Origin of the sequence: Arthrobacter mangrovi (genome assembly GCF_026011795.1) — a bacterium.
GTDB classification, from domain to species: domain Bacteria; phylum Actinomycetota; class Actinomycetes; order Actinomycetales; family Micrococcaceae; genus Crystallibacter; species Crystallibacter mangrovi.
The window spans coordinates 97,884-118,273 of the sequence record NZ_BRVS01000006.1 but is presented as its reverse complement, the minus strand read 5'-3'; the positions used below and the strand labels follow the sequence as shown (position 1 = coordinate 118,273).

Here is a 20,390-nt window from a genome sequence, read left to right as displayed (position 1 = left end):
TGTTCGTATTGTTCGTCGGTCGCGGCGATTTCGAAGCGGTGCAGCCCCCGGCGTTTGCCTTTGAGGAAGACGCCCTGCCGGGCGGCGAGCTGTTCAGGGGAGGGTTCGCGTCCGTCCGGGTCGATGGCCGCTTCCCAGGAGCGGGCGATGACGCGCAGGGTGTCGTGGTCGGTTTCGGTGGCCTGCCGGGTCAGCTGCTGTTCCATCGCGGTCAGGTCCTCGGGGGCCGCTGCGGGCCGGACGCGTTCGAGCGTGTCATGGATCAGGATGGCGGCCGTGCAGGAGAGCCCGGATTCGGCCAGTCCGGCGGCCAGGTGCTCGTACTGCGACGGCGCTTCGCCGCCGGAGACCAGGGTTTGGGGCAGGGTGCCGGCACCGAGGCGGAGGCGGCGCCGGGCCTCGGTCCGGCTGATCCGCAGCCGGGCGCGGAGGTAGTCCGCGGTGTCCCGGAACTCGGTCTTCGTCCCCGGGTCCCGGCCGGTCACCGCGGCGACGCCGTGCCGTTCGACGGCGTGCGCGCCGGCGACCTGGAGCTGCTCGATCGTCCGGGAAAGATCCTCAAAGAGCCCCACGCATTCAGCCACTGTTTGCGGGTCCTGGAGGCCGGCGTTCTCGCGGAAGCCGGCGGCGAAGTCCTGCAGTTCGTCGCGCATCGAAGCGAGGAAGCCGGTGGCTTCCCGGGTCGCTTCGAATGGTGCGATCGCCATGCCTCATTCTATCGAAGATATGTTCTGATAGCACGATAAATCTTCGAAATGTAGGACGAGTGAAACGGCAGAAATCGGGTCCGAGGCAGGGCCACGAGGAGGCCTTTTGGGGACAGCCCAAGAAGGCTCGCCGTGTGTGAATCAGGCTCCGGTCACGCTATCGACCTAGTCGACCTTCCTATGTTTACTGCCGCGCCGGACAACCGCGAAGACGACGCCGGCTACTGCCAGCAGGCCGACAGCACCCAGCCCCCACAACAGCGGCGTCCTCCCGGTGACCTGCGAAGCTGCCTCCGCTGCCCCGGCTGCGGCGGAGGGCCCGGCCGACGGTGCCGCGGACGGGTCTGCAGAAGGAGCAGTGGCGGCCCCGCCCGCCACCAGCTCCGGCCCGTCTTCCGGCTCACCACTGACATCAACGGCCAGATCGAAGGACAGCTCCGTGCCGGCATCCGAGGTGGATCCGTCCTCAAGTGAGGCGGCCAAGTAGTAGCTGCCGGGGTAGGCAATCTGTTCGATCCCGGAATCACCGGAGCTGCGATTGTTGAAGCGCACCGGGGCCGCCATGCTGGCATCGAGGCTGTCGCCCACGTCGATGAAGGTGTAGACGAGCGAGTGGCCAAGGATGAACTTGTCGTTATCGCTCGCCAGCTCGGTCTCCTGCCGCACCGGGCTGTACAGCGCGAACCGCAGGCTCCTGCCGATCGACCCTTCGCTGCCGCCGTCGGCCGTTACCTTCGCGGCGAAGCTCAGCCTCTGACCATAGTCCACCGGCACCTTGTAGAACTTGGTCTCGCCGCCCAGCAGGGAATCGGAGTACACGCCGGACTCCAGCTCTGCAGCAGTGTTGTAGCTCGCGGCGCCGGCCACCGGGACAGCTTCGCCGCCGAACTCCGGGGCCGCTGCCGGCAGCGGCGCCTCATGCGCCGCGGGAAGGCCGGAGCCGTCGCCGGCAGGTTCGGTGACCAGCAGGACCTCCACAGGCAGCCCCTGCTTCCAGGCCCAGCTGCCGGACCGCTTGACCTCGAGGAACACCTCGCCGGCGTCCGTGCCGAAGCACCGGTCGCTGCTATCCTCGCCCATCGGCGGCGTGCTCAGTGCCGCCGTGGGCGGCATCAGGAAGGACTGGTTCGAGCTGGCGTACTCGGTATCGGACACCAGGCAGGACTCGCCCTCCCCGTCCACGAAGGCCGCGGTGACATAGGCCGTGCCCGGCGCCGCCGCCTCCCCGCGCCGCGGTAGCAGCAGGGTCGCAGCGGCGTGGGCACGCTCCCCCGGCCCCAGCTCAACCTTGTAGTAGCGGGCGGAGCCGGACTCGCCGGAGCTGTTCTTCTTCGAACCTGCTTCCAACTCGTCCAGGTACTGGCCCGCAGGAAGCGCCGGCGCGTCCGCGGGAGACGAGCCGCCCATGATCGGCGTCCCCTCGGCTTCGTAGACGCCAATGGCCCGAGTGGTGCGCACGATGAGTTCCTCGCTCAGCGCGTCCGCGTCCTGGGCATCGGCATAAGTTCCGCCTGTGGTGTCCGCAATGCACTCGAGCTCCGCCCGCGCCGCCGCGTCCACCTTGAAACCGATCGAGTGCACGGTCAGCTGGGCGCCGCCCTCCGATAGCTCTTTGGCCACGTCGCAAGCGGCAGGGGGCGCGCAGGTGTCGATACCGTCCGAAACCAGGATGATGGAGCGCGGGCCTTCCTCGCCGGCGAGCGCCTTGTCGGCCGCGCGGAGCGACGCCCCCACCGGGGTATAGCCGGCGGCCTTGATGTCGTCCACGGCGGCGGTCAACTTGTCCTTATCCACCGGCCCGACGGGCGCCAGCGTTTTGATGTCGGAGCAGCCGGCCTTCTTGGCTCCCGGCGAAGAGTCCGTTCCGGTCCCGTACACCATCAGCCCCATCCGGGCCGAGTCGGGAACGTCGTCGATGAGGTCCTTCACGGCGGCCTTGGCGGCGTCGATCCGCAGCCCCGGCGCATCATCATTGAGCATCGACCCCGAGGCGTCGAGCACCACCATGACCGGTGCCGACTCCTCCGCCGCGACGGCTGCCGGGGCCAGACCCGGTGCCGACTCCTCCGCCGCGACGGCTGCCGGGGCCAGACCCGGTACCGGCACCAGGGCCACGGTGGCCAACAGCGCGGCGGCAGCGGCTCGCAGGAAGCGGGGTTGGAGTGGCGGCCGGGCAGTCATGGCATCCTTTCGGTAGGTTAAAGGCTTAACTAGCCTTCAACATATCCGGAACTCAAGAAACCCACTATTTAGAGCACCGGGCCTAAGCGGGCGGATCGCTTACGACGGCGACTGCGCGCCCGCCGTCGTAATCTTCCTGGCCGTGCCGCGGCCCGCGCGTAGGGTAGGCAACGAAGACAGGTGCGGCGGGACCCGCGGCCGTCCGGCGGGCGGCGCACCCCCTCATCCCCCAACGGCGAAGGTGGTCTGACGTGGCAAGAATAGGATTCATCGGTCTGGGCATCATGGGCGGCCCCATGGCGGCGAACCTGGTAAAGGCCGGATTCGATGTGGCCGGATACAACCGCTCGCAGGCCAAGGTGCAGCGCTTCGCGGAGGCCGGCGGGACCCCGGCCACCAGCGTGGCCGACGCCGTGCGGGACCGCGACATCATCATCACCTGCCTGCCGGACTCCCCCGACGTCGAGGACATGGCCCTGGGCGAGGACGGCGTCTTCGCCCACGCCCGCGAAGGCGCGCTCTTCATCGACATGAGCACTATCAGGCCCGCCACCGCACGCAAGATCGCCGAGGCAGGCAGGGCCGCGGGCTTCGGCGTGCTGGACGCGCCGATCAGCGGCGGCGAGCGCGGGGCCGTCGAGGCGACGTTGTCTATCATGGTCGGCGGCGAGGCGGCGGACGTCGAGAAGGCGCGGCCGGTGTTCGAGGCGATGGGCAAGACCATCGTCCATGTGGGCCCTGCCGGAGCCGGGCAGACGGTCAAGGCCGCCAACCAGCTGATCTGCGCGGTCAACATCCAGGCCGTGGCCGAGGCCATCGTCTTCCTGGAGGCACACGAGGTGGATCCGGCCACCGCGATCAACGCGCTCTCCGGCGGCCTGGCCGGCAGCGCGGTGCTGGAGCGCCGTTCGGCCAGCATGGTCGGCCGCGACTTCCAGCCGGGCTTCCGCGCCAAACTGCACCACAAGGACCTAGGCATCCTGACCTCGGCCGCCCGCGACGCCGGCGTCACCATCCCGCTGGGTGCCGGCGCAGCGCAGCTCATGTCCGCGCTGGTGGCGCAGGGCCACGGCGGGCTGGACAACACGGCGCTGCTGAAGCTGGTCGAGGAGCTCTCCGGCCGGTAGAGCGATCTCAGGGATCGGCCGGCTATCCGGCGGGCTTTCAGGATGCTGTTCCGGCCGCGCCCGCAGGGCCCTAGGATTTTCATGAAGCAGCCCGGTCGCGCCTTCCCGCGCGCCGCCTTCCCACGCCAACAGGAGGTCGCCTTGTCCCCGCAGAACGAAGTCCGTTTCAGCCCCGTACCCGAAACGCACCGTCCGTACGTCGCCGCCGCCGACCGCTACGAGCACTTCGGCTACCGCCGGGTCGGCAACAGCGGCCTCCTGTTGCCGCCCATCAGCCTCGGCCTGTGGTGGAATTTCGGTGACAACCGCACCTTCGACTCGCAGCGCGAAATCCTCCGCCACGCCTTCGACAACGGCATCACGCACTTCGACCTGGCCAACAACTACGGCCCGCCCTACGGCTCCGCCGAGGAGAACTTCGGCCGGATGCTCCGCAAGGACTTCAAGCCGTACCGCAACGAGCTCGTCATCTCCTCCAAGGCGGGCTGGGACATGTGGCCCGGTCCCCACGGCCAGCTCGGCTCCCGCAAGTACATCCTCGCCTCGGCCGACGAGTCGCTGGAGCGGATGGGCCTGGACTACGTCGACATCTTCTACTCCCACCGCGCCGACGCCGACACCCCGCTCGAAGAGACCATCGGCGCCCTCGACTCCCTGGTCCGCCAGGGCAGGGCCCTGTACGTGGGCATCTCCTCGTACTCGGCCGAGCGCACCGCAGCGGCCGCGGACATCGCGCGCAGCCTCGGCACTCCCCTGCTGATCCACCAGCCGGCCTACTCGCTCTTCAACCGCTGGGTCGAAAACGGACTGCTGGAAACGCTCGAGCAGTACGGCATGGGCTCCATCGCGTTCACCCCGCTCGCCCAGGGGCTGCTGACCGGCAAGTACATCGGCGACGCCGGCGCCGAGCCCAGCGGCGGGCGCGGCTCGCTCCAGGGCCACATCACCGAAGAGAACATCGCCAAGGCCCGCGCCCTGAATGAGATCGCCGGCGAACGCGGCCAGACCCTCGCCCAGTTCGCCATCGCCTGGCTGCTCCGCGACGGCGGCGCCACCTCCGTCCTGCTCGGTGCCTCCTCCACTGCCCAGCTGGACGAGAACCTCGGCGCCCTCGCCAACACCTCATTCTCGGATGACGAGCTGCGCCGCATCGACGACATCACCGCCGGCGGCACCAATGTGGACATCTGGGAGGTCTCCGCCTCCATCTAGCGGAGAAAAAGTACGACGGCGGGGACGCGCCTTGATCGCGGCGCATCCCCGCCCTGCATTACAGTCGGGCCATGGCTAACGAGCATCATCGTCCTGCAGGTAACAGCCGCGCCGCAGCCGGAACGGCGCTGATCACCGGCGCCACCGCGGGCCTCGGCGCCGAGTTCGCGCGGCAACTGGCCGAACGGGGCCTCGCCCTGGTCCTGGTCGCCCGGGATGCCGAACGCCTCGCCGCGGCGGCCGCCTCGCTGCAGCAACGCTACGGGGTGCCGGTTGAGACCATCGCCGCCGACCTGGTCACGGATGAGGGGATCGACCGCGTCGCCGTCCGCCTGGCTGCCACGGAGCGGCCCGTGACCGTGCTGGTCAACAACGCGGGTTATGGACTGCTCGGGAACTTCGCCGACAACGAACTGGAGGACGAGCTCAAGCACCTGCGCATCCATACGGAGGCCCCGCTCCGGCTATGCCACGCCGCCCTGCGGTCCATGGCTGCCACGGGCGGCGGGCGCATCATCAACGTGGCATCGATGGCCGCCTACACTCCCCGCGGCACCTACTCAGCGGCAAAGGCGCTCATGGTGAACTTCAGCCGGTGGGCCAACGTCTTCTACCGGGACCGCGGAATCTCCGTTACCGCCCTCTGCCCCGGCTACGTCCACACCGAGTTCCACGACCGGATGCGGCTGGACAAGAAGACCATTCCGGCCTTCGCCTGGCTGAACGCGGACCAGGTTGTCCGCGAAGCGCTGCGGGACACGGAGGCCGGGAAGTCGGTATCCATCCCCTCGCGGAAGTACAAGGCTGCCGCCGTCGTCGCCCGCGCCCTGCCAGACAGGCTCCTGGAGCGCATCGCCCGCCGCCGCGACTGACCTGCTTAAAAGAGTTGGCACCGGCCGGTCTCGGAGGTTGGGGGAACTCCTGACCTTGGCCGGTGCCGCTCACTCGCACCTTTGAGGTACTGACTAACGTAGTGGTCCCGGCTGTGCACAGGCAGAACGAAAGCTGGCAATTCCCTGAGTGTCCGATACTCCGCTGCAAGCCCGCCGATTGAATCGCAGTCCTGCCGCCCCGCACGCCGGCAGCGGCACAAACCCGCGGAAGGCTTCCTTGACAGTACGTGATCCGCGTCACAGACTGCACTAGGAAGGGCTTTCCCACGGGCACGGCGGACCGGCTGGACTGCAATCGTCACGGCCTCCGCCGGGCAACCCATCAAGAGCACGGCGTTCAGCATCACCGCAGGATTTACACGATGGTCAGCGCTTGGATTTGGAGAGGTGAAGGAAATGACTCAGGAAACCGAAGCAACCGCAGCGGCCTCGGGCCAACGGGCAACCGAGCGGTTCCGGGAGCAAAAGGCATCCGCCGCCGGGACGGACAAGGAGCGCGTGAACCGGCTAGCCTCCCGCGTCGTCAAGGCCATCAATGACACCGTGCTCGAGGAGAAGGTCACCTACGACGAATACAACGCCTTCAAGGCGTGGCTGATCAAGGTCGGCGAGGACGGCGAATGGCCGCTCTTCCTGGATGTCTGGGTCGAGCACTCGGTAGAGCAGGTCGCCAACGAGGACCGGCACGGGTCCAAGGGCACCATCGAGGGTCCGTACTACGTCCCCGACGCCCCGGAACAGCAGAGCCCGGCTACGCTGCCGATGCGCGAGGACGAGCCGGGGACACCGCTGCTGTTCCAGGGCCGCGTCACGAACCTTGAAGACCAGCCGCTGGCCGGAGCGAAGGTCGAGATCTGGCACGCGGACGACCTTGGGTTCTACTCCCAGTACGCGCCCGGCCTGCCTGAATGGAACCTGCGCGGGACCGTGATCGCCGACGCGGACGGGAACTTCGCCATCAACACCATCCAGCCGGCGCCGTACCAGATTCCCACGGATGGTGCATGCGGCCAACTGATTGCCGCCGCCGGCTGGCATGCCTGGCGCCCGGCCCACCTGCACCTGAAGGTCTCCGCGCCGGGACACCAACTGATCACCACGCAGCTGTACTTCCAAGGCGACCCGCACGTCGGAGACGACATCGCATCCGCCGTGAAGCCGGAGCTCATCCTGGACCCTGCACCGCGCGCGGACGGCAACGGCCGGGAAGTCACCTACGACTTCGTCCTCGACCCGGAGTAAAGGTCCGGCCGGCCGTGAACGACCGGGCCTCCATCGACCCGCGGGAACTGCGGGACACCTTCGGGCGGTTCGCCACCGGTGTCACCGTGGTGACCTGCCGTGCCAAGGACGGAACCCCGCACGGGGCCACCGTAAACGCATTCACTGCAGTCTCGCTGGATCCGCCGCTGGCGCAGGTCACGCTGACCCGCAGTTCCCGGGCGGCCCAGTACCTGGAGGACGCCCCGTTCACGATCAATATCCTCGCCCAGGATCAGCTTGACGCGGCCTGGCACTTCGCCGGCAAACCGCTTCCCCGGCCGCCCGAGTGGCGGCTCGACGGCGACGTTCCCGTACTCATCGGGAACGCGGCGACCCTTGAGTGCATGCCGTGGAGGATTTACGACGGCGGCGACCACGTCATCGTCGTCGGACAGGTCCGCAAGCTGGAGGTCACCGAGCGGGAGCCGCTGCTCTTCTTCGGCGGCACGTTCCGCGAGATCGGTCCGTTGTCCGGGCCCAGCCCATGGCACCACTCGGGCGACTCGTTGGAGACCGGCTGGTTCTCCGGCGCCGATGCCTTCAAACCACTCACGTCTGCACGACCTCTGAAAGGACCCGACCGATGACTGAGACCGCCGACAAGAAGCCGGACATCAGCGCACGTACAACGCCGGCGGACAGTTCCAGACCCATGACCGGCGACGAATACATCAACTCGCTCAAAGACGACCGGGAAGTCTGGATCTACGGCGAACGGGTCAAGGACGTCACCACGCACCCGGCATTCCGCAACTCGATCCGCATGGTCGCGCGGCTCTACGACGGCTTCCACAATCCGGAGACCGCGGACAAGCTGTTGGCCCCGACCGATACCGGATCCGGCGGCATGACCCACCCGTTCTTCAAGGCGGCCCGCAGCCCGGAGGACCTCAGGCAGGACCGGGTCGCCATCGAGACCTGGGCCCGCATGACCTACGGCTGGCTCGGCCGCTCCCCCGACTACAAGGCAGCCTTCCTGGGAACCTTGGGCGGGATGCCGGACTTCTATGATCCGTACCAGGAGAACGCCCTGCGCTGGTACAAGGAGTCGCAGGAGAAGGTCCTGTACTGGAACCACGCGATCATCAACCCGCCGGTCGACCGCAACCTTCCGCCGGACCAGGTGGGCGATGTGTTCATGAAGGTCGAGAAGGAAACCGATTCCGGCGTCATCGTCTCGGGCGCCAAGGTGGTGGCCACCGGCTCGGCCATCACCAACTACAACTTCATCGCCCACTACGGACTGCCGATCAAGAAGAAGGAATTCGCGCTGATCTGCACCGTGCCCATGGATGCGCCCGGCGTAAAACTGATTTCCCGCGCGTCGTACTCCCACCAGGCCGCGGTGATGGGCACGCCCTTCGACTACCCGCTCTCCTCCCGCCTCGACGAGAACGACTCGGTGTTCGTGTTCGACAAGGTCCTCATCCCGTGGGAGAACATCTTCTGCTACGGCGACATCGACAAAATCAACAACTTCTTCCCTCAGACCGGCTTCCTCAACCGCTTCACCTACCAGGGCGTCATACGCCTCGCCGTGAAGCTGGACTTCATCGCCGGCCTGCTGCTGAAGGCGCTGGAGATCGCCGGAACGCAGGACTTCCGCGGCGTCCAATCCCGGGCCGGCGAGGTCATCGGCTGGCGCAACATGTTCTATGCCCTGGCCGACGCCATGGCGGCCAATCCGGATGAGGGCCCCAACGGCACGATCCTGCCGAAGCTTGACTACGGGCTGACCTACCGGATGTTCATGGCCGTTGGCTATCCACGCATCAAGGAGATCATCGAACAGGATGTCTCCTCGGGACTGATCTACCTGAACTCCTCGGCGCTGGACTTCAAGACGGCGGAGATCCGGCCCTATCTGGACAAGTACGTGCGCGGTTCCGGCGGCATCCAGGCCGTGGACCGGGTCAAGCTCATGAAGCTGCTCTGGGACGCCATCGGCACCGAATTCGGCGGCCGGCACGAACTGTACGAGCGCAACTACTCCGGCAACCACGAGAACGTCAAGGCCGAGATCCTCTTCGCCGCCCAGGCCGAGGGCATCACGGACATGATGACCGGCTTCGCCGAGCAGTGCATGAGCGAGTACGACCTCGACGGCTGGACCGTACCGGACCTGGTCAATAACGACGACGTCAGCGTCTTCCTCAACCGCAAATAGACCCTCGCCCGAGCACTTCAGGAGATGACATGTCGCTAGTCCGCGTGCACAACTTCTCGATCTCCCTCGACGGCTTCGGCACCGGTGAGGGCCAGCAGCTCGACGCCCCGTTCGGTCACGCCGGCTCGCGGTTGATGGAGTGGGCCTTCGAAACGCGAACCTTCCGCGAGATGGGAATCCACGGGACGTCGGCGGGGTCCCTCGGCGTCGACGAGGCGTTCGCCAGCCAGTGGGGGCATGGCGTTGGCGTGGAGATCATGGGGCGCAACAAGTTCGGCCCGCAGCGCGGCCCCTGGGAGGACGAGGAATGGAAGGGCTGGTGGGGAGATAACCCCGTCTTCCATACGCCCGTCGTCGTGCTGACCCACCATCCGCGGCCGGTACTCGAGATGGAAGGCGGGACAACCTTCCATTTTGTCGACGCCGACCCTGTCTCCGCGCTAGAGCAGGCCCGCGCCCTGGCCGGCGGCGGCGACGTCCGGATCGGCGGCGGCGTCAGTACGGTCCGGCAGTTCCTCGAGGCGGACCTGATCGACCACATGCACTTCGTCCTCGTGCCGATCGTCCTGGGCCGGGGCGAACGGCTCTGGGATGGGCTGGAAGGACTCGAAGAGCGCTTCGAGATCGAAGCAACCCCGTCTCCGCAGGGAGTGCTCCATCTGGTCTTCACTCGCCGCGCGGACTTGTAGGCAGCCGCGGCAGGCGGGACTTGCGCTCCGCCTGGAGGCGACCGTTGCTAGCCGCGGGTCCGGCGGCCGTGGACCCGGAGCTGGAGCAGGGCCAGCCGTGTCAGCGGAACGTTGACGCCCAGCGCGTCGGCCCGGGCCACCAGCTGCCCCAGGATGTGTTCACCCTCGTGCGGCAGGCCGGCGGTGACATCCCGATACAGCGAGGAGGTGAAGGACGAGCCCGGTTCGGTCAGCATCCGCACGCTCAGCCCGTGCTCCCGCTCGGGGACGGGGTGGCCTGCCGCGGCCGCCACGGCCTCGGCCTCGGCGATCGCGGCCAGGACGAAGCCCTCGCCGCCGTCGCTCGCCACAATGTCGCCGACGGGACCGCGCATGAGGCACGTGGTGGTCCCTGCAGCGGCAATGAAGACCCACTTGTGCCACATCGCCGCCATGATGTCGTCGGCCAGGGTGAGCTTGTAGCCCGGGACGTCCAGCTCGCGGAACAGCTCCTCGACTCGTGCCGTGCGCTCCCCCGACTGTTCGCCGATCGACATGGTGGCCAGCGGATTCATCTGCCGGATGCTGCCGTCTTCGGCCACGGTGGCGACGACCTTCACCAGCCCGCCGAGCACGCGGTCCTTGCCGTAGCGGGCGGTCAGGACGTCGAGGTGCGACATGCCGTTCAGGAACGGCAGGATCATGGTGTCCGGCCCGACGGCGGGGGCCAGCTGCTCCGCGACGGTCTCGAGGGCGCCGGCCTTGACCGCGACGATCACCAGGTCGAACGGGGCATCCAGCTTCTCCGCAGTGACCGTCCTGACCGGGATGGTCTGTTCACCCTCCGGCCCGATCAGCCTCAGCCCGCCGCTCAGTTCGGCGGCGCGCCTTGGCCGGACCAGGAAGGTCACGTCCCGGCCGGCCTGCACCAGCCTGCTGCCGAAATAGCCGCCGGTGGCTCCCGCGCCCGCAACCAGTATTTTCATTTACCCACCCGCCATATGCTTTCGGTCTCTGATTCCTGCAGACCACCCAAGCACTAGCCGGCGGCTCCCGGCAACAGGTGGTCAGGCGAGCCGCGCCTGCACGTCCACGAGGCTCGGGTAGGCGGCCTGGGTTCCCTTCCTGGTGGTGGCCAGCGCGGCGGCGACGGAGGCGAAGGCGGCGGCTTCGGCGAGGGCCTCCCCCGCGGCGAGGCGGGCGGCGAGGGCTCCCGTAAAAGCATCGCCGGCTCCGGTGGTGTCGACGGCGTCGACCTTGGTGGGGGCGATCCGCGTTACCCGGCGGCCGTCCTCGGCCAGCGAGTCCAGTACTACCGAGCCGTGGGCGCCGAGCGTGACGACGGCCCGGTCCAGCCGGTGCTCGGCGAACTTCAGCCGCACGGTTTCCCACTCGCCGGCCTCAGCCTCGGGCCCCGGGATGTCCGCTCCGCCCAGGAACTGCGAGGCTTCGTGGGCGTTGACCAGCAGCACGTCGGCTGCCTCGGCAAGGCCCTCCGGCACCGGGGCGAAAGGCGAGAGATTGAGCAGGACGGTGGCGCCGGCGTCGTTCCCCGCCCGGGCCGCTGCCTCCACGCTCTCCAGCGCAATCTCCAGGCAGAGGCAGACCGCCGCGGCGCCGTCGAACACGTCCTTGGCCGCCGCGATGTCCGCGGGGACCACGGTGCCGTTGGCGCCGGCGGAGATGACGATGCTGTTCTCGCCGTGCGCGTCCACAGTCACGACGGCGACGCCGGTCTCCACGTTATCGGCGCGCCGCACTCGGGAGACGTCCACGCCGGCCGCGGCCGCGGAGGCCAGCAGCATGTCGCCGTTGCTGTCCCGGCCGACGGCGCCGATGAGGCTGACGTCGCCGCCCAGCCGGCCGGCGGCCACGGCCTGGTTGGCGCTCTTGCCGCCGGGATTCACGATGAAGCCCTCGCCCTGCAGCGTTTCGCCGGGGTTGGGCAGGCGCTCGGTGTAGATCGTCAGGTCCGCGTTCAGGGAACCGACGACGACGATGCGGCCTTGCGCGCTCATCGTGCCGCTCCGGCGTCGATGGGCTTGGAGCCCTCTTCCTGCACCTCGGCCTCGACGGGCTTGGGGATCAGCAGCGAGGCGGCGAACGCGGCGGCGGTAATGACCAGGCCGACGATCACGACGGTGAAGTAGGAACCGCGGTCGCCGAGGGCGGAGGTTCCCACCAGGACGGCCGGCAGCACCAGGAAGCTCAGTCCGGCGCCGAGGTTGAAGGCGCCGGCGTTCATGCCCGGCAGGAAGCCGGGGTTGCCCGGGGGCGAGAGCACCACGCCGAGGCCGTTGAGCATGATGTTCGCGGTGCCGGCGTACATGATGCCGAGCAGCGCGGTGCCGGCCACCATCAGCGGCAGGCTGTCCAGGCCGAAGAGCACGATGATGCCGAGCGCAACGAGGCTTCCGACCATGCCGATGCGCAGCACGGTGGTGTAGCCGAACACGGGCGCGAGCCGGCCGCTGATCGGGCCGAAGATCCAGCCCAGCAGCGCGTACGGGGTCAGGATGAGCAGCGCCATCTCGGTGGGGCCGACGCCGAAGCCGGGCTCGGCGGCCTGCACGTAGGCCGGGACGATGCCGTTAATGACGGCGAAGATGCCGGTCATCGTCAGCACGGTGGTGAGCAGCGGGGCCCAGGTGGCGCGCTGGCGCAGGTGGACGATCTCGACCATCGGCTGCTTGGTGCGCTTCTCGGTGGCCCAGAACGCGGCGAAGGCTGCGGCGGAGACTGCGAGCAGCACCACGGCCAGGACAAGCGTGCCAGCGTCGAACGCGCCGACAAGCTTGGCGGCCTCGTTCAGCGCGGTGAGGGCGGTGCCGACGGCGACGACGATGAAGAACACGCCGACCCAGTCCATCGTCGTGCCGGCCTGGGGCTTGCTCTCGCGGGTCAGGCGGGCGACGAGGAGCGCGGCGATCACGCCGAGGACGGCCATGAACCAGAAGATGCTGCGGAAGCCGTGGTGCTCGGCCAGGTAGCCGCCGAGGAAGGAGTCGACGCCGGCCACGCCGCCGTTGACGGCAAGGATGACGCCCATCATGGTGCCGTAGGACTTGGGGTTGGGAACGGCGGTGCGCAGCATGATCAGGCACAGCGGCACGGTGGGCCCGCTGACGCCCTGGATGATGCGGCCGACGAAGAGCCAGGTGATGTCCGGGGCCAGCGCTGCGATCACCGAGCCGGCGGCGGTCAGCAGCATCATTCCGACCAGGATCCGCTTCCGCCCGACCACGTCGCTGAGCCGGGGCAGGAAGAGGGAGAACAGCGCGGCGGTAGTGAAGAACCAGGTCTGCGACAGGCCGATCGAGGCCTGGTCGGTCTGCAGTTCCTCGCCCATCGTGACCAGCGCCGGGCTGAGCATGGAGGCGTTGAGCTGGAAGGCCACGCAGGCTGTCAGCAGCGCGACCATCAGCGCGGTGGTGCCGCCGCGCGCGGTCTTGGTGTCGGCCAGGACCGTGCTCATGACGCCACCGCCTCGGGGGTCAGGGTTGCCGCGGAGGAGGACGCCGCCGTCGTACGTCCGGGCATGCCTGGCGTGCGCGCCGAAGGCAGCGTGGCAACGGATGCTCCGGGAGCGACCTCGCCGATGCGCACCAGCGCGTCGGTGACCAGGTTCCAGAACTTCTCCCGGTCCAGTTCCACCGCCACGGACGTGTGGCAATCCGCCGGAGCCGGGGCGCGGAAGTCGGCCACCGTCATGCCCAGGGTGTGCATGCCCTGCAGCTCGATGTTGACCGGGACGCGCCGGGTGGTCATCACGGTCGGGTCGATCACGTAGGCCACGGCGCACGGGTCGTGGACCGGCGGGTAGTCGAATCCCTGCGCGTCCTTGTAGGTCTGCGCGAAGAAGTCCATCAGCTCGCGGACGAAGCGGGCCGGGCCGGTGCCCACCGACTCGATCTGCGCGACGACGTCCGGGGTGGCGAGCGCCTGGTGCGTGAGGTCGAGCCCCACCATGACCACCGGCCACTTCTCATTGAAGACGATGTGGGCGGCCTCGGGATCGATGATGATGTTGAATTCGGCCACGGCGCTCCAGTTACCCACGTGGTAGCCGCCGCCCATCAGGACCACTTCCTTGACCCGCTCGACGATGCGCGGCTCCTTGCGGGCGGCCATCGCGATGTTGGTCAGGCCGCCGGTCGGGACCAGGGTCACGGTGCCGGGCTCGTGGGCCATGACCGTGTCGATGATGAGGTCGACGGCGTGGCGCGGGTCCAGCTCGATCGCGGACTCCGGCTGGGCGGGGCCGTCCATGCCGGACTCGCCGTGGATGTCCGGGGCCGTCTCGATGGTCCGCACGAGCGGGCGGTCGCAGCCCGCGGCGAAGGGGACGCCGGTCATGCCGGCGATGGTCCCGACCGCCAGCGCATTTTTGGTGACCTTCTCCAGCGTCTGGTTGCCGACGACGGTGGTCACGGCGAGCAGTTCGATGTTCGGGTTGCCGTGGGCCAGCAGCAGGGCGACGGCGTCATCGTGCCCCGGGTCGCAGTCGAGGATGATTTTTCGGGGTTCGGGGCTGACGGATGTGGCGTCCATATATTTTCTCCACGTCATCGGGGCGCGCCGCGAAGGGCACTTCAATCAGAGGAAGTGTGGCATCTGCTACCCTTCTACGTCAAACGCTTGACGAAGTCCAGGGCAAGCGGTTGATCTTCCCCTCTACCCGAACGTGCCTACGATGGAGCCTATGGAAACCGTGCCCCGACCCCAGCAGCATCGGCCCGGGAAGCGCGTGACCGCGGCGATGGTTGCCGCCCGGGCCGGCGTCTCCACCGCCACGGTTTCCCTGGTCGCCAACGGCAAAACGAGCGGCCGGGTTTCGGAGGGCAACGTCGCCAGGGTCCGGCAGGCGATCGCCGAACTCGGCTACGTGGTGGACAGCGTCGGCAGCTCGCTGGCCCGCGGCGTCAGCTCCATCGTGGTCCTGGTCGCCCCGGACATCTCCAACCCGTTCTTCGCCAAGGTCATCGCCGGCGTCCGCGAGTCCCTTGGCTCCGATTTCCAGCTGCTGCTCTCCGTCACGGAGGCCGGCGAATTCCCCCGCGCGGACGACATCCGCCGGATCCTCGCGCTTCGCCCCGCCGGCCTGCTGGTGGACGCCCCCGACGCGGAATTCATCGAAGACCTCTCCAGCACCGGCCCGCTGGTGCTGTTGGATGCCCCCGGACTGGAGGACTACGCCCCGTCCGTCAACCTCGACGTCGCCCATGGCGCGCGTGAGCTCGCCGCGCATCTGGCCGGCAGCGGACACCGCCGGGTCGCCTACATGGACAGCGTCACCGGGACGGCAACCTTCGAACTGCGCCGCGAGGCATTCCTCGAGGAGGCCGCTGCCCGCGGCATGGCGGTCGAGCAGTCCGACCTGACCACCACCATCGACGTCGGAGCGGCGGCCGAAGCGTTCGCCGCCGCCTGGCCGCGCTGGCAGCGGGCGGGGGTGACTGCCGTCGTCTGCGCCACGGACACCCACGCCTACGGCGTGCTGCAGGAAGCCCGCGTGGCCGGCCTCCGGGTCCCTGAGGAACTTGCTGTCGCCGGCTTCGACGACCTGCCCTACTCCGCCACCAGCAGTCCGGGCCTAACCAGCGTCCACCTCCCGGCCGAGCCGCTGGGCGCCAAGGCCGGCGAACAGCTCCGCGCCCTGATTGAAGGCCGCGAGCTCGAGCAGCCCCAGCTCACGCTGGAAAGCTCCCTCATCGTCCGCGGCTCCACGAATCGCGCCGCCGTATAGCCAATGACGCCGTTCCCCATCCCGCGGGGGCGGGCCGGATACGGACGGCAGTCAGTTTGTACTCGGGGCAGCCCGTGGCCTCGTCCACGACGGCGGAGGTCAGGTTGTTGACCCCTGCACCCGGGAAGTGGAACCCGGCAAACAGCTGCCCCGGTTCGACGTCGTCGGTGATCCGGGCCGGCAGCACCGCCCGGCCGTGCCGGCTGGTGAGCTGCACGGGGTCCCCGTTGCGGAGGCCGAAGGAGGCCGCGTCGGCGGCGTCGATGTCCAGGGTTTCCTGCGGGAGCAGCGCCAGGTTGCCCGTGCGGCGGGTCATGCTGCCGGTGTTGTAGTGCTCGCCACGGCGGCCGGTGATCAGCAGGAAGGGGAAGTCGCCGTCGGTCTCCTCCCCCGGCGGAAGGTAGGGCCGGACGGCCAGGTGCGCCAGGCCGTCGGGGGTGGCGAACCGTTCCCGGTAAAGCCGCGGCGTGCCCGGTGACTCCGCCGAGGTACAGGGCCAGTGCAGGGCCCCGGCCTGGTCCAGGCGCTGGTGCGAGATCCCGGCGAACAGCGGGGCCAGTTCCGCGCACTCCGCCAGGGCCGCCTCCGGCGTGGGGCAGCCGAGGTCGGCGCCCATGGCCGCGGCGACGGCGTGCAGCACCTCGAAGTCGGTGCGCACCCCGGCCGGCGGCCGGACTGCAGGCCGCACCCGCTGGAAGCGCCGGTCGAAGTTGACGAACGTCCCGTCCTTCTCCAGCCAGGCCGCGACCGGGAAGACCACGTCGGCCATCCGCGCCGTGGCGGACAGGAAGAGATCGTTGCAGATGACCAGCGGGCACGCCTCGAGCGCAGCCTCCACCGAGGAGCTGTCCGCACCGGTGGCGAGCACGTCCTCCCCGATGGCCCACAGCGCCTTCAGCGTGCCGCTGCGGGCGGCGTCGAACATCTGCGGGATCCGCAGGCCCGGGCGCGGGGAGATCCCGGTCCCCCAGGCCTCGGAGAACCGGGCGCGGGCGCCGTCGTCGAGCACCTTCTGGTAGCCGGGCAGCGCATCAGGCATGGCGCCCATGTCGCAGGCACCCTGCACGTTGTTCTGCCCGCGCAGCGGATTGATGCCGCCGCCGCTGCCCGGCCCTACGGCGCCGCCGAGCAGGGCCAGGTTGGCGAGCGCGCGGACGCCGTCGGTGCCGTGCCGGTGCTCGGTGACGCCGAGCCCGTAGAAGATCATCGGCGCCCGGGAGTTCCCGTACAGCCGCGCGGCGCTTTCCAGGTCCCGGGCCGGCACGCCGGTGATGGCGCTGGCGCGCTCCGGCGGATAGTCCCGCAGCAGCTCCTGCAGGTCATCGAAGCCGGTGGTATGGGTCTCCAGGAATCCGGTGTCCGCCAGCCCGTCCCGGACCAGCACATGGGCCAGGCCGTGGAACAGCGCCACGTTGGTCCCCGGCCGCGGCCGCAGGTGGACGTCCGCGTGCCGGGCCAGGAGCGTCCGGCGGGGATCGACGACGACCAGCCGGGCGCCGTCCACCACCCGCTGGAACAGTCGCGAACCCACGACCGGATGGGCGTGCGTGGGGTTGGCGCCGACCAGCAGGACGGTGTCGCACCGGTCCAGGTCGTCGAACGGGTTGGTGCCGCCGCCCAGCCCGAAGGTGGCCGCGAGCCCCGCGGCCGACGGCGCGTGGCAGACGCGGGCGCAGTTGTCCACGTTGTTGGTGCCCATCACGGCCCGCGCGAACTTCTGGGCCAGGTAGTTCTCCTCATTGGTCGCGCGGGCCGAGGAGATCAGCGCGAAGGAGTCCGGCTCCGTGCCGCGGTGCTCCGCCAGCCGGCCGGCCACAAAACCGATGGTCTCCTCCCAGCTGGCCGGCTCCAGGCTCCCGCCGCGGCGGACCAAGGGAGCGGTGAGCCGTTCCGGGGAGGTTACGAAACCATGGGAGAAGCGCCCCTTGACGCAGGCGTGCCCCCGGTTCACTCCGCCGTCGTCCACGGGACGGACCGTGGCGATGCCGTTGTCCCGGGCCGCGACCTCAAGGCTGCAGCCGACGCCGCAGAACCCGCAGGTGGTCAGCGTCCGGCGCTCGATCGGGCGCGGGTCCAGCAGCCCCGGCTCGGAGAGGGCGCCGGTGGGGCAGGTGTCCACGCAGGCACCGCAGGAGACGCAGTCGGACGCGGCCCATTCGCCGCCGGTGCCGGGAGCGACGACGGCGTCCGCACCGCGGCCGGCCAGGGTCAGCGCAAAGGTGCCCTGCAGTTCCGCGCAGACCCGCACGCAGCGTCCGCAGGCGATGCACAGGTCCCGGTCGAGTTTGACGTACGGGTGCGAGCGGTCGGTGCCGCGCGACGGCCACGGAAGCGGCACGGCGGAAGCGCGCACGCCGGCGGCCCGGCATTCCCGGACCAGCTCGCTGCGGTCGGCCGGCACCTCCAGCGCCCACGGCGGCAGCCCCTCCACGATGATCTGCAGCGCGTCCTTCCGGGCCGCACCGGCAGCATCAACCGAAACCGCCAGGCCTTCCTCGGCCGGAGTGCTGCATGCCGCCACCAGCCCCCGGTCGGGAACCGAGACCAGGCAGGTCCGGCACGAGGCGGCCGGGGTGAGCCGGTCATCGTTGCACAGCGCCGGCAGGGTCCGGCCGGCGGCGCGAACCGCCGCCAGCAGCATGGCACCGGCCGGGACTTCGACACGCTGCCCGTCCACAGTCAGGTGCATCAGGACCACCCCGTCAAGCCGTACACGCGGGCCAGGCTGCGCACGGCGGCCGGCACGCGGCGCCCGAAGGCGCACAGGCTGGCCTCGGCCATCGTGTCCAGCACCAGGCGCCGCCGCTCCACGGGTCCGGACAGAGCCGGACCGGCGGGCCCGCCGGGCCCATCGGCCGCCGAGGCGAGCATCCGGCCCAGCCTCGTTCCCACCCGGCACGGCGAGCATTGGCCGCAGCTTTCCGCCTCCGCGAAGGCCCAGAGGTTTCCGAGCACCTGCTCGCCGGTCAGGCGCTGGTCGAAGGCCACCATCCCGGCGTGGCCGAGGGCGGCGCCGTGGTCGGCGAGCGCGGCTTCGCTCAGCGGCAGGTCGAGCTCGTCCGGGCCGAGGAAGCCGCCCAGCGGACCGCCCACCTGGAGCGCGCGCAGCGTTGCTCCGTCCCGCAGGCCGCCGCCGAACTCCTCGACGATCCGGCGGATCGGCAGGCCGGGTTCCACCTCATAGGCACCGGGCCGGGTGAATCTCTCGGAGAGGCACACGACGACGGTGCCTGCCTCCGCGCGTGCGCCCAGCTCCGCGTAGGCATCCCCGCCGTGCTGCAGGATCCAGGGCACCGCGGCGAGGGTCTCCACATTGTTGACCACGGTGGGGCGGCCGAAAAGGCCGTGCTCGGCGGGATAGGGCGGACGCGGACGGACCACGCCGCGCAGGCCCTCGAGCCCGTTCAGCAGGGCCGTCTCTTCTCCTGAAACGTAGGAGCCGGCTCCTTCGGCAACGCGGATCCCCAGGTCGATGCCGCTGCCGTGCACGTCGGTGCCGAGGTGGCCGGCCGCTTCGGCCTCGGCCACCGCCCGCCGGACCTCGGCGGCGGCCTGCGGGTATTCGGACCGGACGAACACGATCCCCTCGGTGGCACCCACAGCGAAGCAGGCGATGGCCAGGCCTTCGAGCAGCCGGTGCGGGTCCCGCTCCATCAGCAGCCGGTCCACATAGGAGCCCGGATCCCCTTCGTCCCCATTGGCCACCACGACCCGCGGCGCGGGACAGGCCAATGCCGCCTGCCACTTTCGAACGGTGCTGAATCCCGCGCCGCCGCGCCCCCGGAGCCGGGAGGCCCCGATTTCGGCCAGCACATCGCGCGAAGTTCCCGATGCTGCGATCCGCGGCCAGGTTTGCCACGGCTGCTCGCCGCCGACGATGCCGGCCGTCACCACCGGGACGCGGCTGCGGCAGTGGACCTCGGCCGCGGGGTTCCGCCGCGGCGCCCTGCCCAGCAGCTGGTCCGCCAGGTCGCCTCCCGCGCAGGGCCGGTCGCCGTCGAGCGCGGCCGGACCGCCGTAGCAGTACCCTAGGCAACGTACCTCCTGGACCGATGCGCCGCCGTCGTTCTCCGCAGCGCTATGCGGCACCGCTCCGAGCGCCGCCGATACCTCCGCCAGGTGGCGGCCGGCACTCGCCGCGAAGCAGGCGGCCGCCCCGCACACCCGGACGTGCCGCGTGCCGTGCGGCGCGGCGAAGTCCGCAAAGAACGACGACGGTCCCTCCACAGCTGCGGCTGGCAGTCCCAGCGCGGAGGCCACGGCGGCGGGAGCGGCGTCCGTGCCGCGCAGCGTCTGCGGCACGGACTCGATCGGCCGCCCGAACCGCCTCGCGTAGCGGGAAAAGGGATCCCCGGCGGCGCGGCCCGGCGGGTCGTCCTCCGCGCTCACGTCGCGCCCCTCCGCTGTCACGGCCACCCTCCCGTCG

16 protein-coding genes are annotated in these 20,390 nt (G+C 69.6%); 8 read left to right on the top strand and 8 right to left on the bottom strand.

What is annotated here, in order from left to right; translation table 11 throughout:
* The coding region (locus tag AHIS1636_RS08490; protein WP_264795395.1) for a DUF222 domain-containing protein at positions 1–707 on the bottom strand (707 nt) is incomplete at its 3' end.
* 165 nt (positions 708–872) lie between these two features.
* Positions 873–2,888 carry a vWA domain-containing protein gene (locus tag AHIS1636_RS08485; RefSeq protein WP_264795394.1) on the bottom strand — a complete coding sequence of 672 codons (2,016 nt, stop codon included), beginning with the start codon at positions 2,886–2,888 and terminating at the stop codon, positions 873–875.
* 251 nt (positions 2,889–3,139) lie between these two features.
* Between AHIS1636_RS08485 and AHIS1636_RS08480 the strand changes: the two genes are divergently transcribed.
* From AHIS1636_RS08480 to AHIS1636_RS08450, 7 genes are all read left to right on the top strand, one after another.
* Complete coding sequence (locus tag AHIS1636_RS08480; protein ID WP_264795393.1) at positions 3,140–4,015, top strand: 2-hydroxy-3-oxopropionate reductase; 876 nt, start codon at positions 3,140–3,142, stop codon at positions 4,013–4,015.
* A gap of 81 nt (positions 4,016–4,096) precedes the next feature.
* Positions 4,097–5,227, top strand: coding sequence for an L-glyceraldehyde 3-phosphate reductase (gene mgrA, locus AHIS1636_RS08475; protein ID WP_264795392.1), 1,131 nt, complete (start codon positions 4,097–4,099; stop codon positions 5,225–5,227).
* 71 nt (positions 5,228–5,298) lie between these two features.
* Positions 5,299–6,099 (top strand): SDR family NAD(P)-dependent oxidoreductase, encoded by an 801-nt coding sequence (locus tag AHIS1636_RS08470; RefSeq protein WP_264795391.1) that lies wholly within the window; start codon positions 5,299–5,301, stop codon positions 6,097–6,099.
* Between the two features lie 417 nt (positions 6,100–6,516).
* Positions 6,517–7,362 (top strand): catechol 1,2-dioxygenase, encoded by an 846-nt coding sequence (gene catA, locus AHIS1636_RS08465; RefSeq protein ID WP_264795390.1) that lies wholly within the window; start codon positions 6,517–6,519, stop codon positions 7,360–7,362.
* 14 nt (positions 7,363–7,376) lie between these two features.
* Positions 7,377–7,970, top strand: coding sequence for a flavin reductase family protein (locus AHIS1636_RS08460; protein WP_264795389.1), 594 nt, complete (start codon positions 7,377–7,379; stop codon positions 7,968–7,970).
* Entirely contained in the window at positions 7,967–9,550 is a 1,584-nt protein-coding gene (locus tag AHIS1636_RS08455; protein WP_264795388.1) for a 4-hydroxyphenylacetate 3-hydroxylase family protein, read from the top strand. Before AHIS1636_RS08460 ends, AHIS1636_RS08455 begins: the two co-directional genes overlap by 4 nt.
* Before the next feature lie 29 nt (positions 9,551–9,579).
* Positions 9,580–10,239: a dihydrofolate reductase family protein gene (locus AHIS1636_RS08450; protein ID WP_264795387.1), complete on the top strand. Its 660-nt coding sequence runs from the start codon at positions 9,580–9,582 to the stop codon at positions 10,237–10,239.
* A 47-nt stretch (positions 10,240–10,286) separates the two neighbouring features.
* Here the strand turns inward: AHIS1636_RS08450 and AHIS1636_RS08445 are convergent, their stop codons facing one another.
* The 4 genes from AHIS1636_RS08445 to uriH form a co-directional block, all read right to left on the bottom strand.
* Positions 10,287–11,204, bottom strand: a complete 918-nt coding sequence (locus AHIS1636_RS08445; RefSeq protein WP_264795386.1) for a ketopantoate reductase family protein — start codon at positions 11,202–11,204, stop codon at positions 10,287–10,289.
* A gap of 81 nt (positions 11,205–11,285) precedes the next feature.
* Positions 11,286–12,236, bottom strand: a complete 951-nt coding sequence (locus tag AHIS1636_RS08440; RefSeq protein WP_264795385.1) for a ribokinase — start codon at positions 12,234–12,236, stop codon at positions 11,286–11,288.
* A complete protein-coding gene (gene uriT, locus AHIS1636_RS08435; RefSeq protein WP_264795384.1) occupies positions 12,233–13,693 on the bottom strand; it encodes a uridine transporter UriT in 1,461 nt (486 codons plus the stop codon). Before uriT ends, AHIS1636_RS08440 begins: the two co-directional genes overlap by 4 nt.
* Positions 13,690–14,769: a uridine-preferring nucleoside hydrolase UriH gene (gene uriH / locus AHIS1636_RS08430; RefSeq protein WP_264795383.1), complete on the bottom strand. Its 1,080-nt coding sequence runs from the start codon at positions 14,767–14,769 to the stop codon at positions 13,690–13,692. The genes uriT and uriH overlap by 4 nt, the downstream gene beginning before the upstream one ends.
* A gap of 208 nt (positions 14,770–14,977) precedes the next feature.
* Here uriH and AHIS1636_RS08425 point away from each other — a divergent pair, with 208 nt between their 5' ends.
* Positions 14,978–15,964, top strand: a complete 987-nt coding sequence (locus tag AHIS1636_RS08425) for a LacI family DNA-binding transcriptional regulator (RefSeq protein WP_264795397.1) — start codon at positions 14,978–14,980, stop codon at positions 15,962–15,964.
* Here AHIS1636_RS08425 and fdhF read toward each other — a convergent pair.
* Positions 15,927–18,653: a formate dehydrogenase subunit alpha gene (fdhF, locus tag AHIS1636_RS08420; protein ID WP_264795382.1), complete on the bottom strand. Its 2,727-nt coding sequence runs from the start codon at positions 18,651–18,653 to the stop codon at positions 15,927–15,929. The genes AHIS1636_RS08425 and fdhF overlap by 38 nt on opposite strands.
* Positions 18,653–20,374: an NAD(P)H-dependent oxidoreductase subunit E gene (locus AHIS1636_RS08415; RefSeq protein ID WP_264795381.1), complete on the bottom strand. Its 1,722-nt coding sequence runs from the start codon at positions 20,372–20,374 to the stop codon at positions 18,653–18,655. The genes fdhF and AHIS1636_RS08415 overlap by 1 nt, the downstream gene beginning before the upstream one ends.
* Positions 20,375–20,390 lie beyond the last annotated feature (16 nt).